Below are 20,615 nucleotides of genomic sequence, written 5' to 3'. Positions count from 1 at the left end.
ATGCTGCGTTCCTTGCATAAATTCCCCGGACTGATCGCGGCGCTGATGATTGTCGTCATGACACTCAGCGGTGCCATCCTGTCAGTTTTTCCCGCACTTGAGACCGTGCAGGCCCCGGCTCAGTCCGAGGCCACCCTGAGCGTGTCTACACTGGCCGAGCGCGTGAGTGCGACCTATCCGGGCATCGAGCAGATCCGCCGCGCGCCCTCCGGTCAGATCACCGCCTTCTATTTCGACGACGGCCGCCCCGGATCAGTGGTGATCGACCCCGCAACCGGTACAGGTGTAGCCACTTACGAGCCTTCCGCCTTTCAACGCTGGATGACTAGCCTGCACCGCTCGCTGTTTCTGGATGATGCCGGACGGTTGACGGCAGCCGCCGGTGCAGCAGCACTTCTCGCGCTGTCGCTTTCAGGCCTGATGCTGACCGCGCGGCGCATGGGCGGTTGGCGGCGCATCTTCACGCGCCTGCGCGGGCCGCTCATGGGGCGACTGCATGTCGAGGTGGCGAGATGGACAGTCGCAGGTTTGCTCTTGTCCTCCACCACCGCGCTGTTCATGACCGCCAGCACCTTTGATCTGATCCCGCAGGGCAGCGCCCTTATGTTCCCGTCCGAGGTCAGCGGTAAGACTGGCGCAGCCCCCGGCACCATAGCGCTGCTGCGCGACACGCCGGTGACTGCCTTGCGCGAGTTGACCTTCCCCTACCCCGGCGATCCGACGGACGTGTTCACCCTCAAGACCGATAGCGGCGCAGGTTATCTTGACCAGGGCAACGGCGCGATACTGATCTGGAGCGATGCCGGGACATGGCAGCACCTCACCGAAACCATCTACATGCTGCATACCGGACAGGGTGCGGCGTGGCTCGGCCTGATCCTTGGGTTGATGGCGCTTGGCGCGCCCTTCATGGCGGGCACTGGCGCCCTCCTCTGGCTTCAGATCCGCCGTGCGCGCCCAGCGATCAAGGGCAATGTCGCGCCAGGCAAAGCCGATACGATCCTGCTGGTGGGCAGCGAAGGCGGCAGCACCTGGGGCTTTGCCGCAACGCTGAACGCGTCGCTGACAGAGGCGGGGCACAAGGTTCACACCGGCGCGATGTCGCGGTTTGCGCCCGAGCGTTATAAAAGCGCCGAGCGGGTGATCGTGCTGGCAGCGACCTATGGCGACGGCATCGCCCCGGCCTCCGCCAAGGGGTTTCTCGCGCGGCTGAGCGCCCTTCCCCAAGCACCGCGATTGCCTCTCGCGGTTCTGGGCTTCGGCGATCGGCAATTCCCCAAATTCTGCGGCTATGCCAACGATGTGACCCGCGCCGCGAAAGAGAAAGGCTGGCCCGAGCTTCTGGCGATGGCAACCGTTGACCGCCAATCACCACAGGAGTTTGCCCGCTGGGGTCATGCCCTTGGCGAGGCCATCGGCCATCCGCTGGACCTCTCGCATAGTCCTGCCATTGCGCGCAGCCATGCACTGACCCTGATCTCGCGGCGCGATTATGGCGTCGACATGCAGGCGCCCGCTGCGATCCTGCGCTTTGCCCTTCCAGACACTGGGTTACTCTCGCGGCTCACCGGGCGCGGCTTCGGGCGCTTTTCGCCTGGTGATCTTTTGGGCATCCTGCCCAAAGGCTCGCCCGTGCCGCGCTTCTACTCGCTGGCCTCGGGTCGGCGCGACGGTTTCGTCGAAATCTGTGTCAGCCGCCATCCAGGCGGGCTCTGTTCGGGGCAGCTTCTCGATCTGGAACCTGGCGACACGGTTCAGGGGTTCATCCGTCATAACCCGGAATTCCGCCCTACCAAAAACCGCAAACCGGTGATCCTGATCGGCGCAGGCACCGGGATCGGGCCACTGGCAGGCTTTGCCCGCGCCAACCGCGCCAAACGCCCGATGCATCTCTATTTCGGCGCACGCCATCCCGACAGCGATCTATTTTATGAGCAGGAATTGCTGGATTGGCAGGCGGACAACCGGCTGACATCGGTTACAACTGCGTTTTCGCGCACTCCAACGCGGTCCTGGGTGCAGGACGCTCTTCGCGCCGATGCGACACGGATCGCGCGACTGATCGAAGACGGCGCGCAGGTGCTTGTCTGCGGCGGGCGCGACATGGCGGCAGGGGTCGCCGAGGCGATGAGCGACGTTCTGATGCCGGCCGGTCTGACGCCCGCACTCTTGAAAGCAGAGGGACGATATGTCGAAGACACCTACTGATCTTGTCCGCCACGCCCTCCATGGTCCAACCATGGGCACAAGCTGGTCGGCACTGTTTCACACATCCGCCGCAGTCGATCCCGCCCCGATCCGCGTAGCCCTTCAGGGTGCCGTCGATCAGGTGGACCGACAGATGTCCACATGGAAGCCCGACAGTGATCTCATGCAGATTAACCGCGCGCCCGTTGGGCAATGGCTCACCGTTCCGGTCGAATTGATGGAGGTGCTGACGAAAGGGCTGGAAATCGGTCGCCTCTCGGACGGCGCGTTCGATATCGGCATGGGCGATGTCGTCACCGCCTGGGGCTTCGGCGCAAAGGATGCCGATACAAAGGCGATGCGCATCGGCTTGGGCATGGCACGCATCCCGACACATGAAATACTGGAGCTTGATCCCGATGCGCTGAGGCTTCGCAAACATGATCCGATTTCACTGGATCTGTCCGGCATCGCCAAAGGCTATGGCGTGGATCGGATGATGGCTGTGCTCAAGCGCTTTGAAATCAAGGGCGCCCTGGTCGGGATAGACGGAGAAATGTGCGCGCTCGGTCGGCAACCGGATGGCCGCCCGTGGACGATTGCGGTTGAACGACCCGATTTTGAACTTCGCGCACCGCTGTCGATTTTGGAGTTGTCGGATTGTGCCGTCGCGACTTCGGGCGACTATCGACACTGGGTCGAACTTGGCGCGCAGCGTCTGTCACATACGATGGATCCCGCACGTGGCGGGCCTTTAACGAGTTCGCCCGCCTCGGTCACGGTTCTGGCCAAAACCTGCATGGAGGCGGATGCCTGGGCGACCGCGCTGATGGTGCAAAGGGGTTTGGAGGGGACAAAGACCGCCGATAGACTGAACCTGAACGCCCTCTTTATCGAGCGCGACGGGGACAAGTTTCGCCAGACGGCGGTGGGGTCACTTTTTGGGGCCGAGGCTTAGGGCCCAAGCCGGTTTTGCGAGTGACAGTTTAGGGGCAGCAAACGACATGAAGCCAGAGTTTGTGGATCGACTGAATGTCGTTTTGGTGACGATTGCACTGGTCGGGCTTGTTTCCGGTTTGGGTCTCTGGGCGGTCGGAAAACCGGAACTGGCGAATTACGCTTGGCTTCTTGGCGTCATCCCGATTCTCTCCACTCTGGTCATCGAGATCATTCGGAGCCTGTCCAAAGGTGACATCGGCCTCGATATTGTCGCCGTGCTTTTGATGACGGCGGCATTGCTCTTTGGTGAAACACTGGCCGCGGCAGTGGTCACCCTGATGTATTCCGGCGGTACTTTCCTTGAGAGCTTCGCCGAAGGCCGCGCCCGGCGCGAGATGAGCGATCTGTTGTCGCGGGTGCCGCGAACGAGTGCATTGCTGTGGCGCACAGCAGTGAAGTATTCGTGAAGTGGATATCGAAGGCCGCCGGATAATGTCCGTGTAATGCCACCGGCGAGATCAAGCCTCCGTGACTTCCACTGGTTGAGAAAAACCGTCCATGATGTCATCAACCAAGTAGTGCGCGAGTGCTTTGCGCACGCGAAATCGTTTCCGGCCCGTTTCATCAAGATCGAAATCGAGACAGATTCCGCGCGACAAATGGCCCGCCTCGTTGGTCTTGGCTTGAACCACGACTTCGACATGACAATGCCAGTCCGCATCGAGGGTCGGCAAACGGCGGTTTTCCTCCATAAACATTCGGCACTCCACCGGAACGATCATTCTGAAGTCACAAGATTGAGGGCTGTCGTAACCTTCCGCAGAAGGCTTTGCATCGCAGCCGAAATAAAACCATATACCGTTTGGCCGCAGAAGGATCTGCCATACCTTGCCTGGTTTACAGGCCTCCGGGTAACCTATTGAAAACGCACGGCCACTCCACGGTGCAGTTTGCAAAAAACGCCAATGAAATCAATTTCGTACACGGATTGAAAATCCGTGTACACCGGTTCGATGCCGGTACTCGCCTCCATTTATGATTATATAACAGGCTGTTACAGGTATTTACGCCGTCCGACCCCCTATGGCCCCCAACGCGCAGCAGTTGGATTCATTTGCATCTGAACTTCGCTGTCCACCTTTTGCTTTCACTATCTTGCAAAACTACACCTTCCGCCTCCATTATTCCTAAAAGAGTGCGAGGAATATGGCCTTCGTGACCCTTATGGCCTTCGTAAATGCCAAGCGTACGTCCAATTTCTGCGTTGGTAAGTCCATCGGTCGATGCGACTAGCAGAATTTCCAAAATTGAAGTCTTTAGGTCGGCGATCGCACGTTGGGCCCTTTGGTATGTTTCATGCATCGCTAATGCCCTTAAATTTGTCAAATTCTTGGGGAAGCTTATCGATCCAATCATCAACACTGAAACTGTGGATATCCCATGTAACTTGAAATTGATTTGAAACCTGTGGCAAACGACGCGACGCGCCCGCCCCTTTGCCTCCCGCCCCGGATGTAATCTTTTTCTTCGCGGAATCGTAGTATAAGTGCCTGCATAGCTTTTGAAAATCGCGGGTGAACATGCTTTGCTGGCTTGTACATTGCTCCCGGACTTCTCCAGGTGTATCTGGCCTACCGCACAATGCATGATCTGCGTCGTCACCAAACTGATCAATAAGCTGTACCGGCATTCTCACCTTGTGGCGCTGAGCTTTTTGATAGTTATTCGGGTCGGATGGCATCCAAACCTCATATGCGCCGTGCTTTAGTGAGCCGTCAGGATTCTTTTTGAAAAGGTTGTCACGCAAGACAAATGTCAGCCAAGCCCAGAGCGCCCTATTGTGCAAGACATCTTGCACGCTGTTGCTTCCTAGCGAAGCCAAAACTGCAGAAGCCATCTCTTTAGTGGTTTGGAACTCCTTGGCTTCAAATCCCTTTGAACCGGCAATGGATATCGCAATTGCCGAGTCGATAGGATCCAAGCTTCCTGAAGAAATTTCTCCCCTGAAAACGGCTTCGAATTTTTGCATTCCCAGCGCGGTAAATTGATACAGATTAGGAAACTTCATTTCAAATTCTCCTCACCTACTAAACTATTTAGGGCTTCAGAAAAGAGGTTCATTTTAGTCAAGATCACAGACTTTGCAGCTTCTAGCCAAGTTCCGAAATCTTCGACGTTGGAAGTAGAGGGGAACTTATCACAACCCATTGTTTTCTCCACCCAATTTACCCAAGCGAACATCCATCCCTCATCAAGTTTGCCGCCTGATTCAAAGATTTTGGAAAAGACTTTCTCTATAACGACTGGAAATACTGAAACTAGAAATACCGGATTTGATTTGACCCAAAGAATGGGATCTACTTTGCTTTCCATCTTCTCGTTTAGGTACAATATTGGAAAACTGTCTTCCTCAACCGAAAGCTCCCAAAGAAAGGGCGTTGTATCCTTCTTTTGGAAATGCAAAATACCCTCCGCATCGCCACTATTATTGCTTTTCGGAAGTTTTGCTGACCCCAAAAGTAAATGCTCTTTTCCTGAGCCATGATTAACGATTCTTAGCTCAACTGAGGGTGAGATGAGACTTGCCTTATCGAGAGTGGCACTCGTTTTTAAGTCACCCAAAGTTCCAAAATCAGCAAAGTGGACACTTTTATTTTCACTGAGCATTACCCGAACTCTTGATTCAGGCGGGAAACCTTCGACCTTACTTTTATCCAGCAGCTCGAAAATACACACTACACCGTCCGAACCCTCTTTCCAGTCGAAATTGAAGGCACTTTGTGGCAGCGATTTACGTCCGGTAAACTTGATCGCGGTTTTAGTCATTTGTAGATACCTTCGGGCGAAGTGGCGTATGATGAACAATCAGCTCTCTGTTGGCATCAAAGCCGATGATCTTTGCGGAAAAACTTTGATCGCAACCTTGGAAATACAGTCCAGCCTTGCTGTCTTTCTCGGTCTCGATGACTTTGGTATGTTCGCAACCGGAGACCGTCTTTTGTAAGTCCTTGATTCTAAAATCAAACTTGCTCCATTTTGGCGTGGCCCTCCCATCTGCGTATGCAAAACGAACATTTAAGTTTAGTGGCCATCCGCCTGCTGTCGGATTTGCCTTGATTTCGAAGCCATTAGCCAATTCCTTAACAGAAAAGTAACTTACTTTGGGCTTGGGCGGAGGAACAATTACGATCTTTTTCTTACGCTTCTTCTTCGACGCCTTTGGAGCACCTGGAGCGGCAAACCATTTAGCAAAGACAGATGCGTCAGGCTCATTGTTGTCTGATTGAACTAAGCTGCGTGCTTTGCGCGGTAGCGTGTTCACAAACCTTTTTAGAGAAATTCGCCCTTCATACCCTTTTTCACGCAGTTTCTCGAGAACTTCGGTATTCTCCAAAAGCCCAAGATGAGCTTTTCCTTCACAAAAGTTCAAGTACACGCTTAGGGCGTCATCCCGGCAAAACAGAAAAACATCTATGTCGGCTTTGTTAACTGCTTGCACGTGCGGAAGGTACATTCCGCCTCTATAGAACATATCTGTTGGTGTATTGCCTACCGGCGTACGCCTCATACAAATATATAATTCGCCATATTTTGTCGTATTATTGCGGCTTACCGGGATCTTTAAGAGAAAAGATACAAATTCGTTTTCTTCAAATTTCTCGGTAATATTTTCCAGAATTTCGTTTTCAAGCGTTTCTTTTAGATTTCCCGTGAATTGTTCTTCTCCAATTTCTATTTCAAAGTCGGGATCGTCTTTTGTACTAGACACGATTGAGATTATGCCTTTGGGGTCCTGTTGAAATGATGAATTAGTGAATTTTCCCCGCACTTCCACAGCGATACTACCGAGGGACGTGGAGTCGATAGTTTTTTCACCTACTACAACATTCAAAATCCCAGCAGCGATCGCAGGCGCAAAATTCTCAATCGCAGCGGCGCAAATTGTTTTTTCGTCGAGCTCTTTGCGCGGGTAAGGAATTACTAATGACAATCCAGAAGAATCGTCTTTGTCGTAGCTATCCGTGGCGAATGCTTGTGCAACTTGTTGAGCGTTAGTCGCTTGATGGAGCTTCAGTATGTTTTCGTTTTCACCGTCAGCATAGAATGCAAAGCTGCCGCGGAACTTCCCCTCCCACTCGTCAGCTTTCAGTACACTCATACCGCAACAGATTGTGTCGAGTTCGTGCTGCCGTCTTGTGACGCCAAGTACTGTGTGAATCTCCGATGCAAGCAGAAAGGTTACTCGCCCTATCCCGCGACCACCTCTCCCTTCACCCGACTTGTTAGAACGCCCAAAGTTGAGCCAGTACCCCCAAAAGTCGCTTTTGCGTTGTTCCAGATCGCCAAGTAACCCGGTGGTATTTTCATCTTCAATAACCAACCAACGTACCAAATTGCTGTCCCACTCTGAGGGCCACGGAAGGTTGCAATGTTTGCGTTTGGCAATAAGGTCCGCGAGATGTCCACCCCGGCTTCCCAACGTATCTTCAAAAAATTCAAATCTGGCAGTTACCGTCTGTTTGCCAGGTTTCTTTGCGTCTAGTATGTTTTGGATGGTTTCACGCACAAATGTATGTGCATGCGGAAATTTTTCCGTATCAAATATTTCGCTGTCCAGACCTTCATGTGATGCTGCAGCACCTACACTTGGCCACTGCCAATGTACAACGTCTGAAATAGTAGATTTTGCGCTCATAACTTGAACTCTCCCCCAGCCTTATTGCTCGTAGTTTTGAAACGTCCTTTTGCTTCGTCGAGTCTTTTTTGGAGTGCCAAAAAAACCTTTCGAACATCATCATCTGAGTATTCATACGCAGATTTATTTGAGAGGTTTCCAATTAACTGAAGGTCTTTCAACGACTTCGTTACCCTCGCCTCAGCTAGTTCTACAAATTTCCTCCTCTTGTCCCGCATGTATCCTCCGCTCCTATTGTGATTGCATCTTTATTATATTTCTAAAATGGTGTCAATATTGATGCAATATATACATAATGTTGTGTACATTTACCCAATTTGAAATTCTTTGATGGAATTTTGTCAAGTTTCATTAATATAGACAAAATGTTATACAATATCCCTGCTATATAGCCTTCGCGCTTGTTGGTGTCGCAAGGTTCTTGGCCTGCCTAAATGATGGCCGCCAGACAATGATTGAAACACAACCGCCATCCTCTCAAAAGAAAGGCCACTGGACTTTTCGAAAGCCGTTCGCCGATTCCATACAGCACACGTCAGTCTAAGAGGACCGTTGAGGGGTATGTTTAGCTCGCCAGGAACTGCGTCAATCAAAATGCACAGGGCACAGGGCAGCGTAAGTTCTTTGTCTCACCTATTCAAAGTGCTTAAGAGCGGGATCCTCGCCAGATAAAAAGGATTCGAGACTATTGAGTAGATCGTCTGACGGTTGCTTGCCGATGGCACACTCCCATACAACCCCGACTCTCCAGCCTTGCCCAAGCAAATCGACCACATTCCTTTTGTCACGTTCGACGTTCTCCCGGAACTTGCTGGTCCAGAATTCGGTATTGCTGGAGGGAGTTGTCGCCTTAGAACAATTGGGGTGCCTGTGCCAATAGCATCCATTAACAAAGAGTACCGTTCTCCATTTTGGAAGAACAATGTCTGGGCTCCCGGTTAGCCCGTTCACATTGACCCTAAACCTGTAGCCGCAGCGATGAAGCGCCTTGCGGAGCGCTACTTCGGGTTTTGTGTTCTTTCCTCGAATGCGGGACATCATTCGGGATCTGACATGTGGCTCAACGGTGTCCGTCAAAAGAGCGCCCCTTATTTCCAACCCAAACCTTTTAGCCTGGTGCTGCTCATGCCGCTGAGTATAGAAGAAAAATAGGAAGGAAACAGTATGAGCGGAGAGTACGGGATTATCGACTTGTTTGCCGGGCCAGGCGGCTTGGGGGAAGGATTTTCAGTGGCGGGAAGCGAAGGCGCCGTCAGCATGAAGATCCGCTTGTCGGTAGAGATGGAAAGTAATGCCATCCGAACTTTGCGCCTTCGGTCGTTCTTGAGGATGTTTGATGATGGTTTCCCGCCCGAATTTTATGAAGCGTTGAACGCGGAGAAACCATTACCGGACTGGTCGAAAGTTTATCCCAGTAGGTGGGAGAAAGCAGAACTGGAAGTCCGGCAACTAGAACTTGGCAAGGAGGGAGTATTTGAAGAAATCGCCGAAATTTGTGACCGAACGCGAAAAGAATTTGATGGTAACACAATCCTGATTGGAGGTCCGCCTTGCCAAGCCTACTCACTAGCGGGCCGATCGCGGAACAAAGGAAAGAAGAACTACGTCCTTGAGCAGGATCAGCGCCACTACCTCTACAAGGAATACACGAGAATCCTAGATCGACTAAATCCCGCCGCTTTCGTGATGGAGAACGTGAAGGGTATGCTGTCTAGCAAAGTTGATGGGGGAGGCATTTTCCACAAGGTGCTGGATGATCTCCGCTCTTCCGGGGACGGATACAAACTGTTGCCGTTGTCTGCACCGCTCCCTGACAGCGGAGAGCATGCGCTCGCCAGCGATTTCATACTACGTGCGGAAGAACATGGTGTACCGCAAGCGCGACATCGAGTGATCATTGTTGGGATAAGAAGCGATATCGCGGAGCGGGTCCAAATCGACTCCCCTCTGCTACCACCTCGCAGCGACCGGGTGTCCACGTGGGATGTTCTTTCTGGGTTTCCCAATATTAGGAGCGGGTTGAGCCGCGGTGACGACGTGGAAGCCTGGACGCAAGCTGTTCGATACCAAGCCGAGCGAATCGCAAATTCTGACGAGGTGCCCGAACACGTCAGGAAGGTTGTTAAAAGGATTGCCCAAACGAACGACCTACCTTCAAAGCGAGTTGGGCGAAGTTTTTCCGTTGGAAAGTGCGGGTTGCCCACTGATCTAGGCGACTGGCTGCTAGACACAGACCTGAAGGTCGTCTTGCAACATGAATCCAGAGGCCACATCTCTGATGATCTTGGTCGCTACCTTTTCTCATCCGCCTTCTCTATGGGGGATCAGAGGCGAACTCCCAAGCTCTCGGAGTTTCCAGAATTTCTGCAACCAAAGCACAAAAACCGAATGAGCGGTTATTTCGCTGACAGGTTCCGAACCCAAGTTGCTGGGCGCCCATCAACCACGGTCACTAGCCACATCTCAAAAGATGGGCATTATTTCATCCACCCGGATCCGATACAGTGTCGCTCTCTAACTGTAAGGGAAGCAGCGAGGTTGCAAACATTTCCAGACAACTACTTCTTCGAGGGTGGCAGGACCGCGCAGTATCACCAAGTGGGTAATGCCGTTCCGCCATACCTTGCATACCAAATTGCTCAGGCGCTTTCGAAACTGCTGGTATAGTCTGGAATATTTTTGCGCAAATGTTGGCCACTCTAAACAGCATTCATTCTCCTGTACCGTCCAGCATGGTCCAAGATCCAGCTGATAATTAGACAAGCGTTCGTAGTGAGTTATTCAACAACCGTATACTTCGTCCAATCACCTCCAACAGTTGAATGTCACTATTCGTAAGAGATGGGTCGGGGGTTCGACTCCCTTTATCCCCACCAACCTTTCTTCACTTCCGGCGGGATTTAAACAATGAAATCAACATTCTCGGCAACTCCTAAAGGTGACGATTACACTTTCGATTTTCAGACATCCAAGCTAAGCTGCGCTCAGGATTGGCAAAATGGCCAGTCCCGGGGTGTCGTAACCCCTCCGCTAGCGGTCGGTGTCGACCGTAATGACACCTCCTCGAACCTTATGGTCGGGGAGGCACTGGCGTATGTCCAGGGCTCCGGCCTAAAGGCCAGCGCAGTCGTCTAGCGGCGGCTTACGAACTCCCCGGCTGCCAGAGGAAACTCTGGTGGCCGATTTCGTTAGTAAAGGAGTTCTTATGAGCAACAGTGATTTGAAGAAGCAGGGAACAACTGTCGTCAGAGCATTCGTGCGTTCACAGATTGTGATTTTGGAACTTTTCGCCTTTGGCTACGCCTTACAGTTTCTGCAACAGGAGAATGCCAGCGCCCAGACCGCCGTCGCCATGCTACTATTTTGCGTGTTCACATTCACCTTGATCACGGGCAAGGGCTTTCCGCATTTTCGTCATCGCGGCAAAGCACTGCTGTTTCTTGTCGTCGCCGGGTTCTTCTCCATGCAAGGTGCAGTTTTGTTTGGCGAGCAACGTGAAGTGCACTGGGCCGAGCTTCGCGAAAGTGATCCCGCCGCGTATCTCGCTGAGTTACACGACGCCGACGAAGAAAGATGGTTCGCCGAACTGAGCGAACTCGACTTGGAAGCCCATGCAGCAGAGGTAGCGCGACGTGCCGCATTGGAAGAATCTGAACGACTTGCCGAATGCACAGACAAGAAGACCACTCTTGCCTACGTCATGATCCAAGCGGACGTTCGCCGGTCATTACGAGCACCATCGACCGCTGAGTTTCCGAGCCGTTTTAGCGCAGGAACGCGGAACATGGGAAATTGCGTTTATCAGGTGTCCGGCCAGTTCGATGCCCAAAATGGATTTGGCGCGATGATACGCGGCACATTCACCGGCACGGTCGAATATTTTCCAGAACGCGGTAGCTGGCGGACACTGACGCTGGATGTACAGGGGTAGCCTAAAAAAGCGCTACCACACGTCCGCAGACGTCCGCTGGAGCCCCCACTGTAATGCATGTGGGTAAGGCCCGCCGAAGTGCCCACAACACCCAGCGCGGCTTAGAAACTGCAAAGGTGCTAAGCAGAAAATTGTTACTTGTAACTGTAACCTAAGTTGAACAGCAGCAATAAAAATAGGGGGTAGTAAACCACCCCCTTGCACAGGCAGTATGTTTGCGCTGTTTGGCACGGGTAACAGGTAACGCTACCCGTGCGTTTGGTTCTAAAATGGCACGTCCCTCTGACCTTTCAGGGTTTCGAGGGCAACAACGCCACTCTGTTTTTGGATGGCAATGAGTTCCTCGCGACACACATCGCCCGATCCGCGAGTGAAGCCCCTTCTAGGCCGCTGATTTGTCTGTGCCAAATCATGCAAACGATGGGTGCCATATTCCCAGCCAAGATTCTGCATGGCACTCTTGATACGCCTCGCATCGTTGGGGAATAGTCGCTGTGTGTCTAAACGTAATAGGAGTTTGACGCTTTCCATGGAGACCCTGCCAGTACGATCAGCGAAATTATCTGCCAACATGTCCGCGAAATCATCTTCGACCATACGATGACCCTGTACCCGAGTTGCGTCTGGCCAAAGGTTTTCGGACAAAACAATAAATGCACCTTCTTTCTCACGAACCACCGCTTCCGCCCAAAGTTGGCCGGCTTCTGCCGCGAAGCGCTTCAGATCGAACCGGCCAACTACTACCGGCCAGATACGCCGGTTGCCTGTCAGATCGCGCAGATAGTTGCTCTCATTTGTCGTACCAAGAATTATGCAATGCCTCCGAAAATCGCTGGGATCGCGAGCATAGGGGCGGCGGTAGCTATCAATCGGCGTGCTCAGGAATTTCTTAAGGCTCTGGCTGTTGGTTTTGCTTAAGCCATCAAGTTCAGGGCATTCAACGATCCATGCACGCGCCAACAGTTCGGATTTGGTTTTGTCGTCGCTCTTTAAGTCCAAGCTGCCACAGAACCACTCATCTTGAATGGCAAGCATTGCCGCCATTTGGGATTTACCTGCACCCTGCGCGCCTTCCAGCACAAGCATGGTATCGAATTTGACACCCGGCTGTTTGATCCGACGCACACCAGCGATGAGGAACTTGCTACCGAACTCGCTATTTAATTCGGTGGCTTCGGCCCCGCAATAATCAGCCAGCCAGCGATCAATACGGGGCGTGCCATCCCACACCAAGCCATCGAGATAATCAATGACGGGGTGATAAGGGTGCTCATGGGCGATTGCCAACAACTCCCGCTTAATGGCGGCAGGGCTGGCACCGTATTTCAGTTCACGGCTAAACGCACTGCACAGAATATCCGCAATCTCGTTCAAGTCGCGGTCATCAAGGTTGTACCCGGTCACTTCGTCGGCTTGTGTGAACAAGTTTCGTTGAGCATCTACGCCAATTTGGCAAAGGGCATAACGAATGTTCTCAGGCAGATTTGCGATGGGGAAACCCTCATCGTTAACGAGCGGCCAGTCCCCGCGACTTGTTTCCAACATAACAAACCCACGCTCCACCTGACGTCTGCCATATTTGAGAGGGCTCGGGTTATCCAGAACGTGACCGCTAATCCCAAGATCAGGATGTGTAATGATCGACAAAACATGACCGGGCTCAACGTCTTTGCTCAACAGCCAGACAACCGCCGCAATGACAAACTCGGAACGTGATCCATAGGCTTTGCCCTGCGGATGCTTGCCTGTCAGGATAGCCTCAAACCAGATGGGGTCATCCGGCACAATCTCATTGAGGTTCTCGGGTAAAGGTAGCGCCTCGAACTCGGGTATCGTTATCGTCGAAGGTACGGTTCCAGAAGGAGATTTGGCGTCATGTTTGACGCGTTTAACTTGGAAGTCAGCCAGAGAATACGAGACGGGGGGCGAATTTGTGTTTAACGGCTCCAGCGGAAACGCGACCATCGGTTCGCGTCCCGCCGCGCGTTTATTATCATTCAACCAATTTGTTGTCCAAGGAAGGCGAAGAAGACGGCCAGCATCATGCGTTCCCAGCCCGCCTTGTAGGGCGACCAATAAAGCGCGGTTCAGGTCTTCTGCTTCATCAACACCAATGGGTTCTTCAAGCGACCAGATTGACTGAACCCCGCCCCCTGTGAACCATGCTGTTGTTGGGGGCGGTATTCCCTTGGGGCGTTTCTTGTCGTCGAGTAATAGCTCTGTAATCCTCTCAAATTGCTCTTTCTCGGTGCCGGGGTAGTCTTTGCAATCCAAATCAACATGAAGAAAACGCACCGCTTTCAGATTTGCTTTGACCCGTTGACCTAAAAGAAACTCAGCATTTGGGATGAAATGCAGATTTCTTTGGTAATCATCCCCATTATTACTTGAGACAAAGCGTGCAGCGGATGCGAGCTCGCTTGCTTGGTAGAATTTACCCTTAGGTCGTGCCGGGCCTTGACTGCTGATGTGTTCTAGGTACATCTGCTTGCCGCCATTCAACCAAATATACCATTCAATTGCTTTTTGTGGGTTTGGTTCGATGTTTCTAGCCATTGATACGAACCTCCGAACAAACACGCTTGCTCAGCGACGCATCTGAAGGCGAGTAACGGCAGGGGAAACTGTAACCTCGATGAAATTGGTCCAGCGCTACCTTGCAGCGCAAAGTTTCTAAGAGGAAAGTGTGCTCGGTGACAAACGATGCAACCTGAACAGACGAGTGGAAGTTTTGTATATGGGAATCAGCCATAATCATCTCCATGAAATCTAAGGGAAATGACTACGGCGCGGGGTTTCCGTTCCTTTAAGGATCACCAACGTAAACTGATCCAACCGACCTACTACCGGCCTCTCACCGGCCCTGCGATTGTCAAACGCGCTTGGGGCATATTTCTTGTAGGTTAGAGCGACAATACATAAATGCTGTGTGGACGCAAGCTATTGTTTTTTCACGGCAAAAGGCAAGTCAACCGATGGTAGATTTGCGCGCGCGTGCGTAGGGCCGTCCAGATGATCACCCCTTAAACACATGAATATTGTTTCAGGCTGCGCTCAAAGTTGCTCCTGGATTCCGTCAAAGCGGGATAGGGCGGCTCGTCAGTTTTTCTATGAGCCGGTGATAGGGCGGGGTCTTTGATCCAAACTTTTGGTAGCCCAGCTTGCAGATAGTCTGGCGCGCTGAACCGACCAGCCTCTAAATTGGAGAGACAGAGACCCCACCTCAATTCACTGAATGGGCGGTGCAACATCACTTGGACCTCGCCACAACCCCTCTCCCCCATGGCCCGACCGAGAAATTTTTAACCTTTTCCCGCTGTGTACACCAAGGGCAAGTTCCGCGTCCGGAGTCTTTTCAAGAAGCGGCCACCAAGTTAACAGAGCTCGAACAAGTGCGTCATTTACGACGTTACCAGCAACCCGCTCAATTAACGATTTGGCTAATACGTCATCATACATAGTCATCAATGGTGCCCCCTGTAAGAACGCGGTTTGGCTTTCGGCGTCCAGTTTCCGGTTCAACTGCAGCATCTGTCTTGGAAGCGGCGAAGTCGCGGCCTCAGACACAAAAATTTCGGGATACAGTGGTGACATGAAATCAATGATGTGGCTCTCAGTTTGAACCCACATATGAAAACCATTTTCAGTCGTACGGATTTGCCGGTTCTCCTTTTGCCCAAATGCAAGAACGCCTACCCCATCCGGGTGATGCAGGTGCCAGCCACCCGCAACTGGCTGGCAAGGAATACCGAGGTGATACGTTAGGATTGCTGCTCCGAAAGTAGCAAAAAGCGTGCAACTTGTTTCTATCTTTTGAACATAGTCTGTTTGCTTCAATAATCCTTGGATGGCGGTGCTGATTAAGTTGAATTCGGCCAAAGTGATCATGGTTCGCGTTGTCATTTCTCGTACCTTTTCTTTGAGAAACGACCACTAAGGGTGGTAGTATTCTCTAATTATTCATGTGCATTTACGTCGGCGGGCAGCGCTGCTTTCACGTCAGTCATCGGCCACTTGGTCTACATTTTTTTGCAGCTCAAACGCTCGACACTTCAGTTTGCTAGTGGTGTTTCCTGCTGGGCAGCCAGTTCCAACCAAGCCCTTATTCTGGACCAAGGCCACACTCGATTCCGGCCATGATAGCTCGGCATTGGGAAACGCCCTTGGGCGATTCTGCGGTCCAGGACGGCAGGCGACATTGAACACAATGTTCTCACTTGGTCGGCATTTAGTAGGGCTTGGTCAGGCAGCATTGCAAAATCGATTTGCTTTGTGCGCGACCCAACCCCGGTATTTTGAGCGTTGGATGTCATAAGAGCACCTATGTTTTTGAGGTTAGGTGCTGGGAAATGCAGTGAGGTAATTACACGCAGCTTCCCAGCAGTTTTTCAACTGATTGGGACATCTACGCGGTGTGCGACATAGTTTTGGGTCAGTCGCGGCCCTGTCACGGGCCCGGTGGTCAGTGGCTTATCAAGCCTATGTAGGTAACGATCATTGACACAAGGTGCCCCATCACATCCCCAAACGGATGCGACGGCCTAAACCTGACCTATATCGCCAATGATTTTCTGTCAACATGATGCGGTTCTTAGGTGGCCGAGGTCAGCTCTCCATGAACAAATTCGGCCCAATCTTGCATCATTGCTCGGCGACGTTCCAACATGTCAGTACGCCGATAAGCACGCTCCACAGCGGACCCCATATTGTGCGCAAGCGCTATTTCGGCCATTTCCCTTGGCCATTCAGTCTCTTCTGCGGCCCAATCCCGGAAGGTTGAACGAAACCCATGTGGGGTAGCTACACGATTGGATTGCGCGCCTTTCCACCCGTCCCCACCGGCTGTCTCTTCTGCTGCATTCATCTTCTTAACAATCGCAGCAATCGTCATGTCAGACATAGGTTTACCAGAGGTGCCGCTCCAAATCCTATCTGCACCAGCTAACCGAGGCGTTGCGGCCAGAACATTTAATGCTTGCTTAGAAAGCGGTATACGGTGACTCTTTCCGGTTTTTGTACGCCCCGCAGGCACATTCCATACTTTCTGGTCAAAATCGATTTCGCCCCATTCAGCGTTGCGCACCTCACCTGAGCGGCTTGCTGTTAGTATGAGAAACTCCAATGCTAACGCTGAGTTCGAAACTTTCCGCTTTTTTAGAGAGCCCACGAACTCAGGCATGTCATTCACCGGCAACGCAGGGTGATGGCCCTGCACCCGCAGCTTGCTTGGGGGAGCTAGGATTTGATCCAAGTGGCCGCGCCACCTCGCTGGATTTTCACCGGCCCGGTGACCGCTAACTGTCGCCCAATTCAAGACACGCTCAACTCGGCTACGCACCCGCGATGCGGTGTCTGGTTTTTCTTTCCAAATGGGTCGTAGAGTTTGAAGGATATGATCCAACTCGATTTTATCAACGGGCAATTCCCCTAAGATCGGGAACGCATACGCCTCCAACGAATTCTCAAACTGCTGGCGAGCGCGGTGTGCGTTCTTCTGGTGCATGATTTTGTCTTGGCAAAACTCCAAAACGCATTGCTTGAAGGTCTTTGCATTCACACTCTCGACAATTGGTTTCGAAATTTCACGTATCGCTCGGCGCTCCTCAACAGGGTCATATCCGGCCCAAGCCCGGTCTAGTGACATCCGCGCCCTTTCACGAGCCATGCTCAAAGTAACTGACGGGTAGCTACCAAGCCCCAAATCACGACGCTTGCCACCAAACGTCATCCGAAGCACCCAAGATTTTGAACCAGTTGCCTTTACCTGCAAGCACAGTCCACTCACGCCACCAACCCTGTGGTAGCCAAGCTTTTCCAGCTTATCGACCTGAAAGGCGGTCAGTTCCTTAAGTGTTCGACGCGGCAAATCTCACTCCTATTTACCCCCCTATTGAGTAGTTCGAAAGATAACTCAAGAGGGGAAAAGAGGAAAGGCAAATCGTCGAGGATCTCAAAAAATGCTTTAAGATCAACAACGAGGAATGCGGATGGCTGTGGTACTCGCCTCCACCCTGACGTCGACTGCCCATTTCACAGAGTCAGCCCGAACCACGGGGCTGAATCAGGTCGGCATTAACCAAGTTTACCCTGCAAACCGATTCCCCCCGGCCCGCGCGCGTGGCGCGCACGCCCAGCGACACATTCAAGCCGCCGTTCATGCTTCAGTGGCTCGTGCCCTCCGAAAAGGTGATCTTGTTCCAGACGTTGTACTTACCCGAAGGCTTGCGCATCGGCAGGCGCTTCACTTCCTCCAGCGTCGCGGCGTCATAGACGATCACCGCCCCGTCATCTTCCCAGACCGACACCAGCGCATATTTGCCATCACGGGTAAATTCCACATGCGCCACCGTCGCCCCCGGCGCCGGGCGCAGCGTTTTGACAATCTCAAGGCTCTGTTTGTCGATCACATGCATCAAATCCTTGTTCGGCCCAAAAAACACGTCCGCCCAGAAATACGGCGTGTTCTCGTGGCTACGCAGAAAGAACCCCGGCCCCTCGGTCTTGATGACCGCGATCCGCTCCCAAGTCACAGTGTCGATGATCGAAAGCTTGCCCTCTTTGAGATGCGGCGTCGCCATCACTCGATGACCATTGCGTTCCCAACTGATCCCCGACCCAAGATGCGGCAAACCATCAAGCGGCAACTCAGCAATCTCACGCCCTTCTTCAAGGTTCACGACCACGCCGCGCACACCATCACGCGCCGCCCCGATCAGGTTGCGATACTGGTCATCGAAAAAGAAATCATCCAGCGGCTCGGCAATCTCGATGCGGCGCATGGCAAACGGCTCTGCCGCGCCCGGATCGGCCGTCACTTCCCAAATTTCTGGCGCATCCTTCAGCGCCAGAATAAAGCTCTCGCGCTGTGGCGCCTGATAGACTGCCGAAACCCGGCTCGCCGTGCCGTCCTTGGCCAAAACCGGCATCACTTCGACAACGCTCAAATCCTCGGTTGAGAGAATAGTCAGCGACATCGGCAGGTAATTCGCCACGGCCAGCCATTTGCCATCATGGCTCATCGCAATGTTGCGGCTGTTTACACCGGCGCGCACCCGGCCCACCTCTTGCAGCGCCCAGATGTCATACTTCTGCACCCAGCCGTCGCGCGACATGATGAAGACATAGCGCCCATCGGGGCTGAATTTCGGCCCGCCATGCACGGCATAGGGCGTCTCGAATCGGTCCAGCACCTCGAACGTGTCGCCGTCCAGAACGCTCACGTGATGATCCGCGGTTTCCACCGCCAACGTGATATTCATCGGGTCCGACGCCCAAACGGGTGCCGCTACCGCCACATAATCGTCGCTCATTTCGCGGGTCTCGGCGATCTGCGGCTTACCCCAGTCGGGAATCCGCTCCAGCGGCGTTTTCAACCACGCCGCCAGGTCCTCGGCTTCGCTTGCCGATATCTGGTCGGCATAGCCGATCATCTGGGTCGAAACCCGCCCGTTCAGGATCACATCCGTCACCTTCGGGCCACGCATCCTTTTTAGCGTCTCGGGAATCAACGCCGGGCCAATACCGCCCAGACGCCCCTCGCCATGACATTCGGCGCAATGTTCCTGATACACTGCCGCCGGATCGGCCCCGGCTAATCCCGGTACAATAAACAGCGCAGCGATCAGACCCGCGAGCGTGCGATTACGAGAAGAATTGATGTTTCGGGTCATGGCTTTTTCCTCGGAACGGTGCGACCTCAAGGCGCGCGGCCTCGTCCACACCAATTTCACCGTTGCTGAGATAACAGGCCGGATCTTCGGCCCACGGATCGCCGGTCAACTGCAAGGCACGGATCCTTGTGTTGCCGCCGCAGATGGATTGATACGCGCAAGCGCCACAACGCCCTTTAAGCGGGCGCGGCCTTGTGCGCAGCGCCGCCAGCATCTTGTCATCGCCCGTCCAAAGTTTGGAAAACGGCGTGTCCTTGACGCTGCCGACGGTGTAATCCGACCAATAGGTATCGGGGTGCACATTGCCCTGCGTGTCGATATTCGCCACGCCCAGCCCCGACGAATTGCCGCCCCAGGCCTTCAGATGGTCGCGCAGATTGGCCAGCTTCTCATCGTCAAACCGCTCACGCGCCCAATTCATCATGTAAACCGCATCGGCATCATTGTTGCCGGTCACAATGTCCAAGGATTGGCCACCATTGGCACTCTCCCACGCCGTCTCAATCAACAGATCGAGCGCGCGGCGCGTATGATCATGCTCGGCATCCTCGCCGCGATTCTTGTCACCCCGCCCGGCATAAACCAGATGGGAGAGATAGAATTTATCCACCCCCTCATCGTGGCAAAGCTTCACAAGATCAGGCAGTTGCGCTTCATTATCCTTCGTCAGGGTAAAGCGCAGACCGACACGGATACCGCGCTTCTTGCACTCGCGCACGCCCCGCACCGCGTCGTCAAACGCACCGTCAACACCGCGGAACCAATCGTTCGTCTTGCCGATTCCGTCGATCGAAATCCCGACATAGTCAAAGCCGATTTCCTCGACCTTATCGGCATTCTCACCGTGGATTTTCGTGCCGTTCGTAGACAGCGCCAACATCTTGGTAAACGGGCGCGATGCCCGCGCAATATCAAAGAAATCAAACCGGTCCAGCGGCTCACCGCCCGACAGGATCAGCGCATAAATCCCGAAATCTTCCATGTCCTTCACGGTGGCCATCGCCTGATCATGGGTCAGCTCACCGGGGAAATTCACATCCGCCGACACGGTATAGCAATGGCGGCATTTCAGATTGCAGCGCCGCGTCAGGTTCCAGATCACCACCGGTTTCACCGGCCCGCTTCCCCGCCGGGTCTTGACCGGTGTCGGGTGAACCAATTGCTCCATATATTCGGACATGCGAAACATGGG

General features: G+C 53.2%; 14 protein-coding genes, 1 tRNA gene and 1 pseudogene. 6 read left to right on the top strand and 10 right to left on the bottom strand.

Going from position 1 to position 20,615, the window contains the following annotated elements; genetic code table 11:
• The 3 genes and pseudogenes from LZG00_15680 (at position 1) to LZG00_15670 (ending at position 3,548) form a co-directional block, all read left to right on the top strand.
• Positions 1-2,208, top strand: a complete 2,208-nt coding sequence (locus LZG00_15680) for a PepSY domain-containing protein (GenBank protein ID MCF3595433.1) — start codon at positions 1-3, stop codon at positions 2,206-2,208.
• On the top strand, positions 2,189-3,145 hold the full coding sequence (locus LZG00_15675) for an FAD:protein FMN transferase (GenBank protein ID MCF3595432.1): 957 nt from the start codon (positions 2,189-2,191) through the stop codon (positions 3,143-3,145). The genes LZG00_15680 and LZG00_15675 overlap by 20 nt, the downstream gene beginning before the upstream one ends.
• A gap of 46 nt (positions 3,146-3,191) precedes the next feature.
• A pseudogene (locus tag LZG00_15670) lies at positions 3,192-3,548 on the top strand (heavy metal translocating P-type ATPase).
• Positions 3,549-3,644: 96 nt separating this feature from the next.
• Here LZG00_15670 and LZG00_15665 read toward each other — a convergent pair.
• A complete protein-coding gene (locus tag LZG00_15665) occupies positions 3,645-3,908 on the bottom strand; it encodes a hypothetical protein (protein ID MCF3595431.1) in 264 nt (87 codons plus the stop codon).
• A gap of 160 nt (positions 3,909-4,068) precedes the next feature.
• Here LZG00_15665 and LZG00_15660 point away from each other — a divergent pair.
• Positions 4,069-4,158 (top strand) — tRNA-OTHER (locus LZG00_15660).
• 322 nt (positions 4,159-4,480) lie between these two features.
• On the opposite strand, the gene LZG00_15655 is transcribed toward LZG00_15660, so the two are convergent.
• The 4 genes from LZG00_15655 to vsr form a co-directional block, all read right to left on the bottom strand.
• Positions 4,481-5,194, bottom strand: a complete 714-nt coding sequence (locus LZG00_15655) for a hypothetical protein (protein MCF3595430.1) — start codon at positions 5,192-5,194, stop codon at positions 4,481-4,483.
• On the bottom strand, positions 5,191-5,952 hold the full coding sequence (locus tag LZG00_15650) for a hypothetical protein (GenBank protein MCF3595429.1): 762 nt from the start codon (positions 5,950-5,952) through the stop codon (positions 5,191-5,193). The genes LZG00_15655 and LZG00_15650 overlap by 4 nt, the downstream gene beginning before the upstream one ends.
• On the bottom strand, positions 5,945-7,822 hold the full coding sequence (locus tag LZG00_15645; protein ID MCF3595428.1) for a hypothetical protein: 1,878 nt from the start codon (positions 7,820-7,822) through the stop codon (positions 5,945-5,947). Before LZG00_15645 ends, LZG00_15650 begins: the two co-directional genes overlap by 8 nt.
• 633 nt (positions 7,823-8,455) lie before the next feature.
• Positions 8,456-8,860, bottom strand: coding sequence for a DNA mismatch endonuclease Vsr (vsr, locus tag LZG00_15640; protein ID MCF3595427.1), 405 nt, complete (start codon positions 8,858-8,860; stop codon positions 8,456-8,458).
• A gap of 126 nt (positions 8,861-8,986) precedes the next feature.
• Between vsr and LZG00_15635 the strand changes: the two genes are divergently transcribed.
• Positions 8,987-10,489: a DNA cytosine methyltransferase gene (locus tag LZG00_15635; protein ID MCF3595426.1), complete on the top strand. Its 1,503-nt coding sequence runs from the start codon at positions 8,987-8,989 to the stop codon at positions 10,487-10,489.
• A gap of 538 nt (positions 10,490-11,027) precedes the next feature.
• Entirely contained in the window at positions 11,028-11,753 is a 726-nt protein-coding gene (locus LZG00_15630) for a hypothetical protein (protein MCF3595425.1), read from the top strand.
• 264 nt (positions 11,754-12,017) lie between these two features.
• Here the strand turns inward: LZG00_15630 and LZG00_15625 are convergent, their stop codons facing one another.
• The 5 genes from LZG00_15625 to nirJ form a co-directional block, all read right to left on the bottom strand.
• Complete coding sequence (locus LZG00_15625) at positions 12,018-14,309, bottom strand: virulence-associated E family protein (GenBank protein ID MCF3595424.1); 2,292 nt, start codon at positions 14,307-14,309, stop codon at positions 12,018-12,020.
• A 672-nt stretch (positions 14,310-14,981) separates the two neighbouring features.
• Positions 14,982-15,656 (bottom strand): DUF2026 domain-containing protein, encoded by a 675-nt coding sequence (locus LZG00_15620; protein ID MCF3595423.1) that lies wholly within the window; start codon positions 15,654-15,656, stop codon positions 14,982-14,984.
• A gap of 688 nt (positions 15,657-16,344) precedes the next feature.
• A complete protein-coding gene (locus tag LZG00_15615; GenBank protein ID MCF3595422.1) occupies positions 16,345-17,619 on the bottom strand; it encodes an integrase arm-type DNA-binding domain-containing protein in 1,275 nt (424 codons plus the stop codon).
• 295 nt (positions 17,620-17,914) lie between these two features.
• Positions 17,915-19,423 (bottom strand): nitrite reductase, encoded by a 1,509-nt coding sequence (locus LZG00_15610; protein MCF3595421.1) that lies wholly within the window; start codon positions 19,421-19,423, stop codon positions 17,915-17,917.
• Complete coding sequence (nirJ, locus tag LZG00_15605; GenBank protein MCF3595420.1) at positions 19,395-20,612, bottom strand: heme d1 biosynthesis radical SAM protein NirJ; 1,218 nt, start codon at positions 20,610-20,612, stop codon at positions 19,395-19,397. Before nirJ ends, LZG00_15610 begins: the two co-directional genes overlap by 29 nt.
• Between the last annotated feature and the right edge of the window lie 3 nt (positions 20,613-20,615).

The organism is Rhodobacteraceae bacterium LMO-JJ12 (assembly GCA_021555075.1).
GTDB lineage: Bacteria > Pseudomonadota > Alphaproteobacteria > Rhodobacterales > Rhodobacteraceae > JAKGBX01.
Note: the sequence above shows the minus strand (reverse complement) of the source record. Positions and strands in the feature narration are given on the sequence as shown.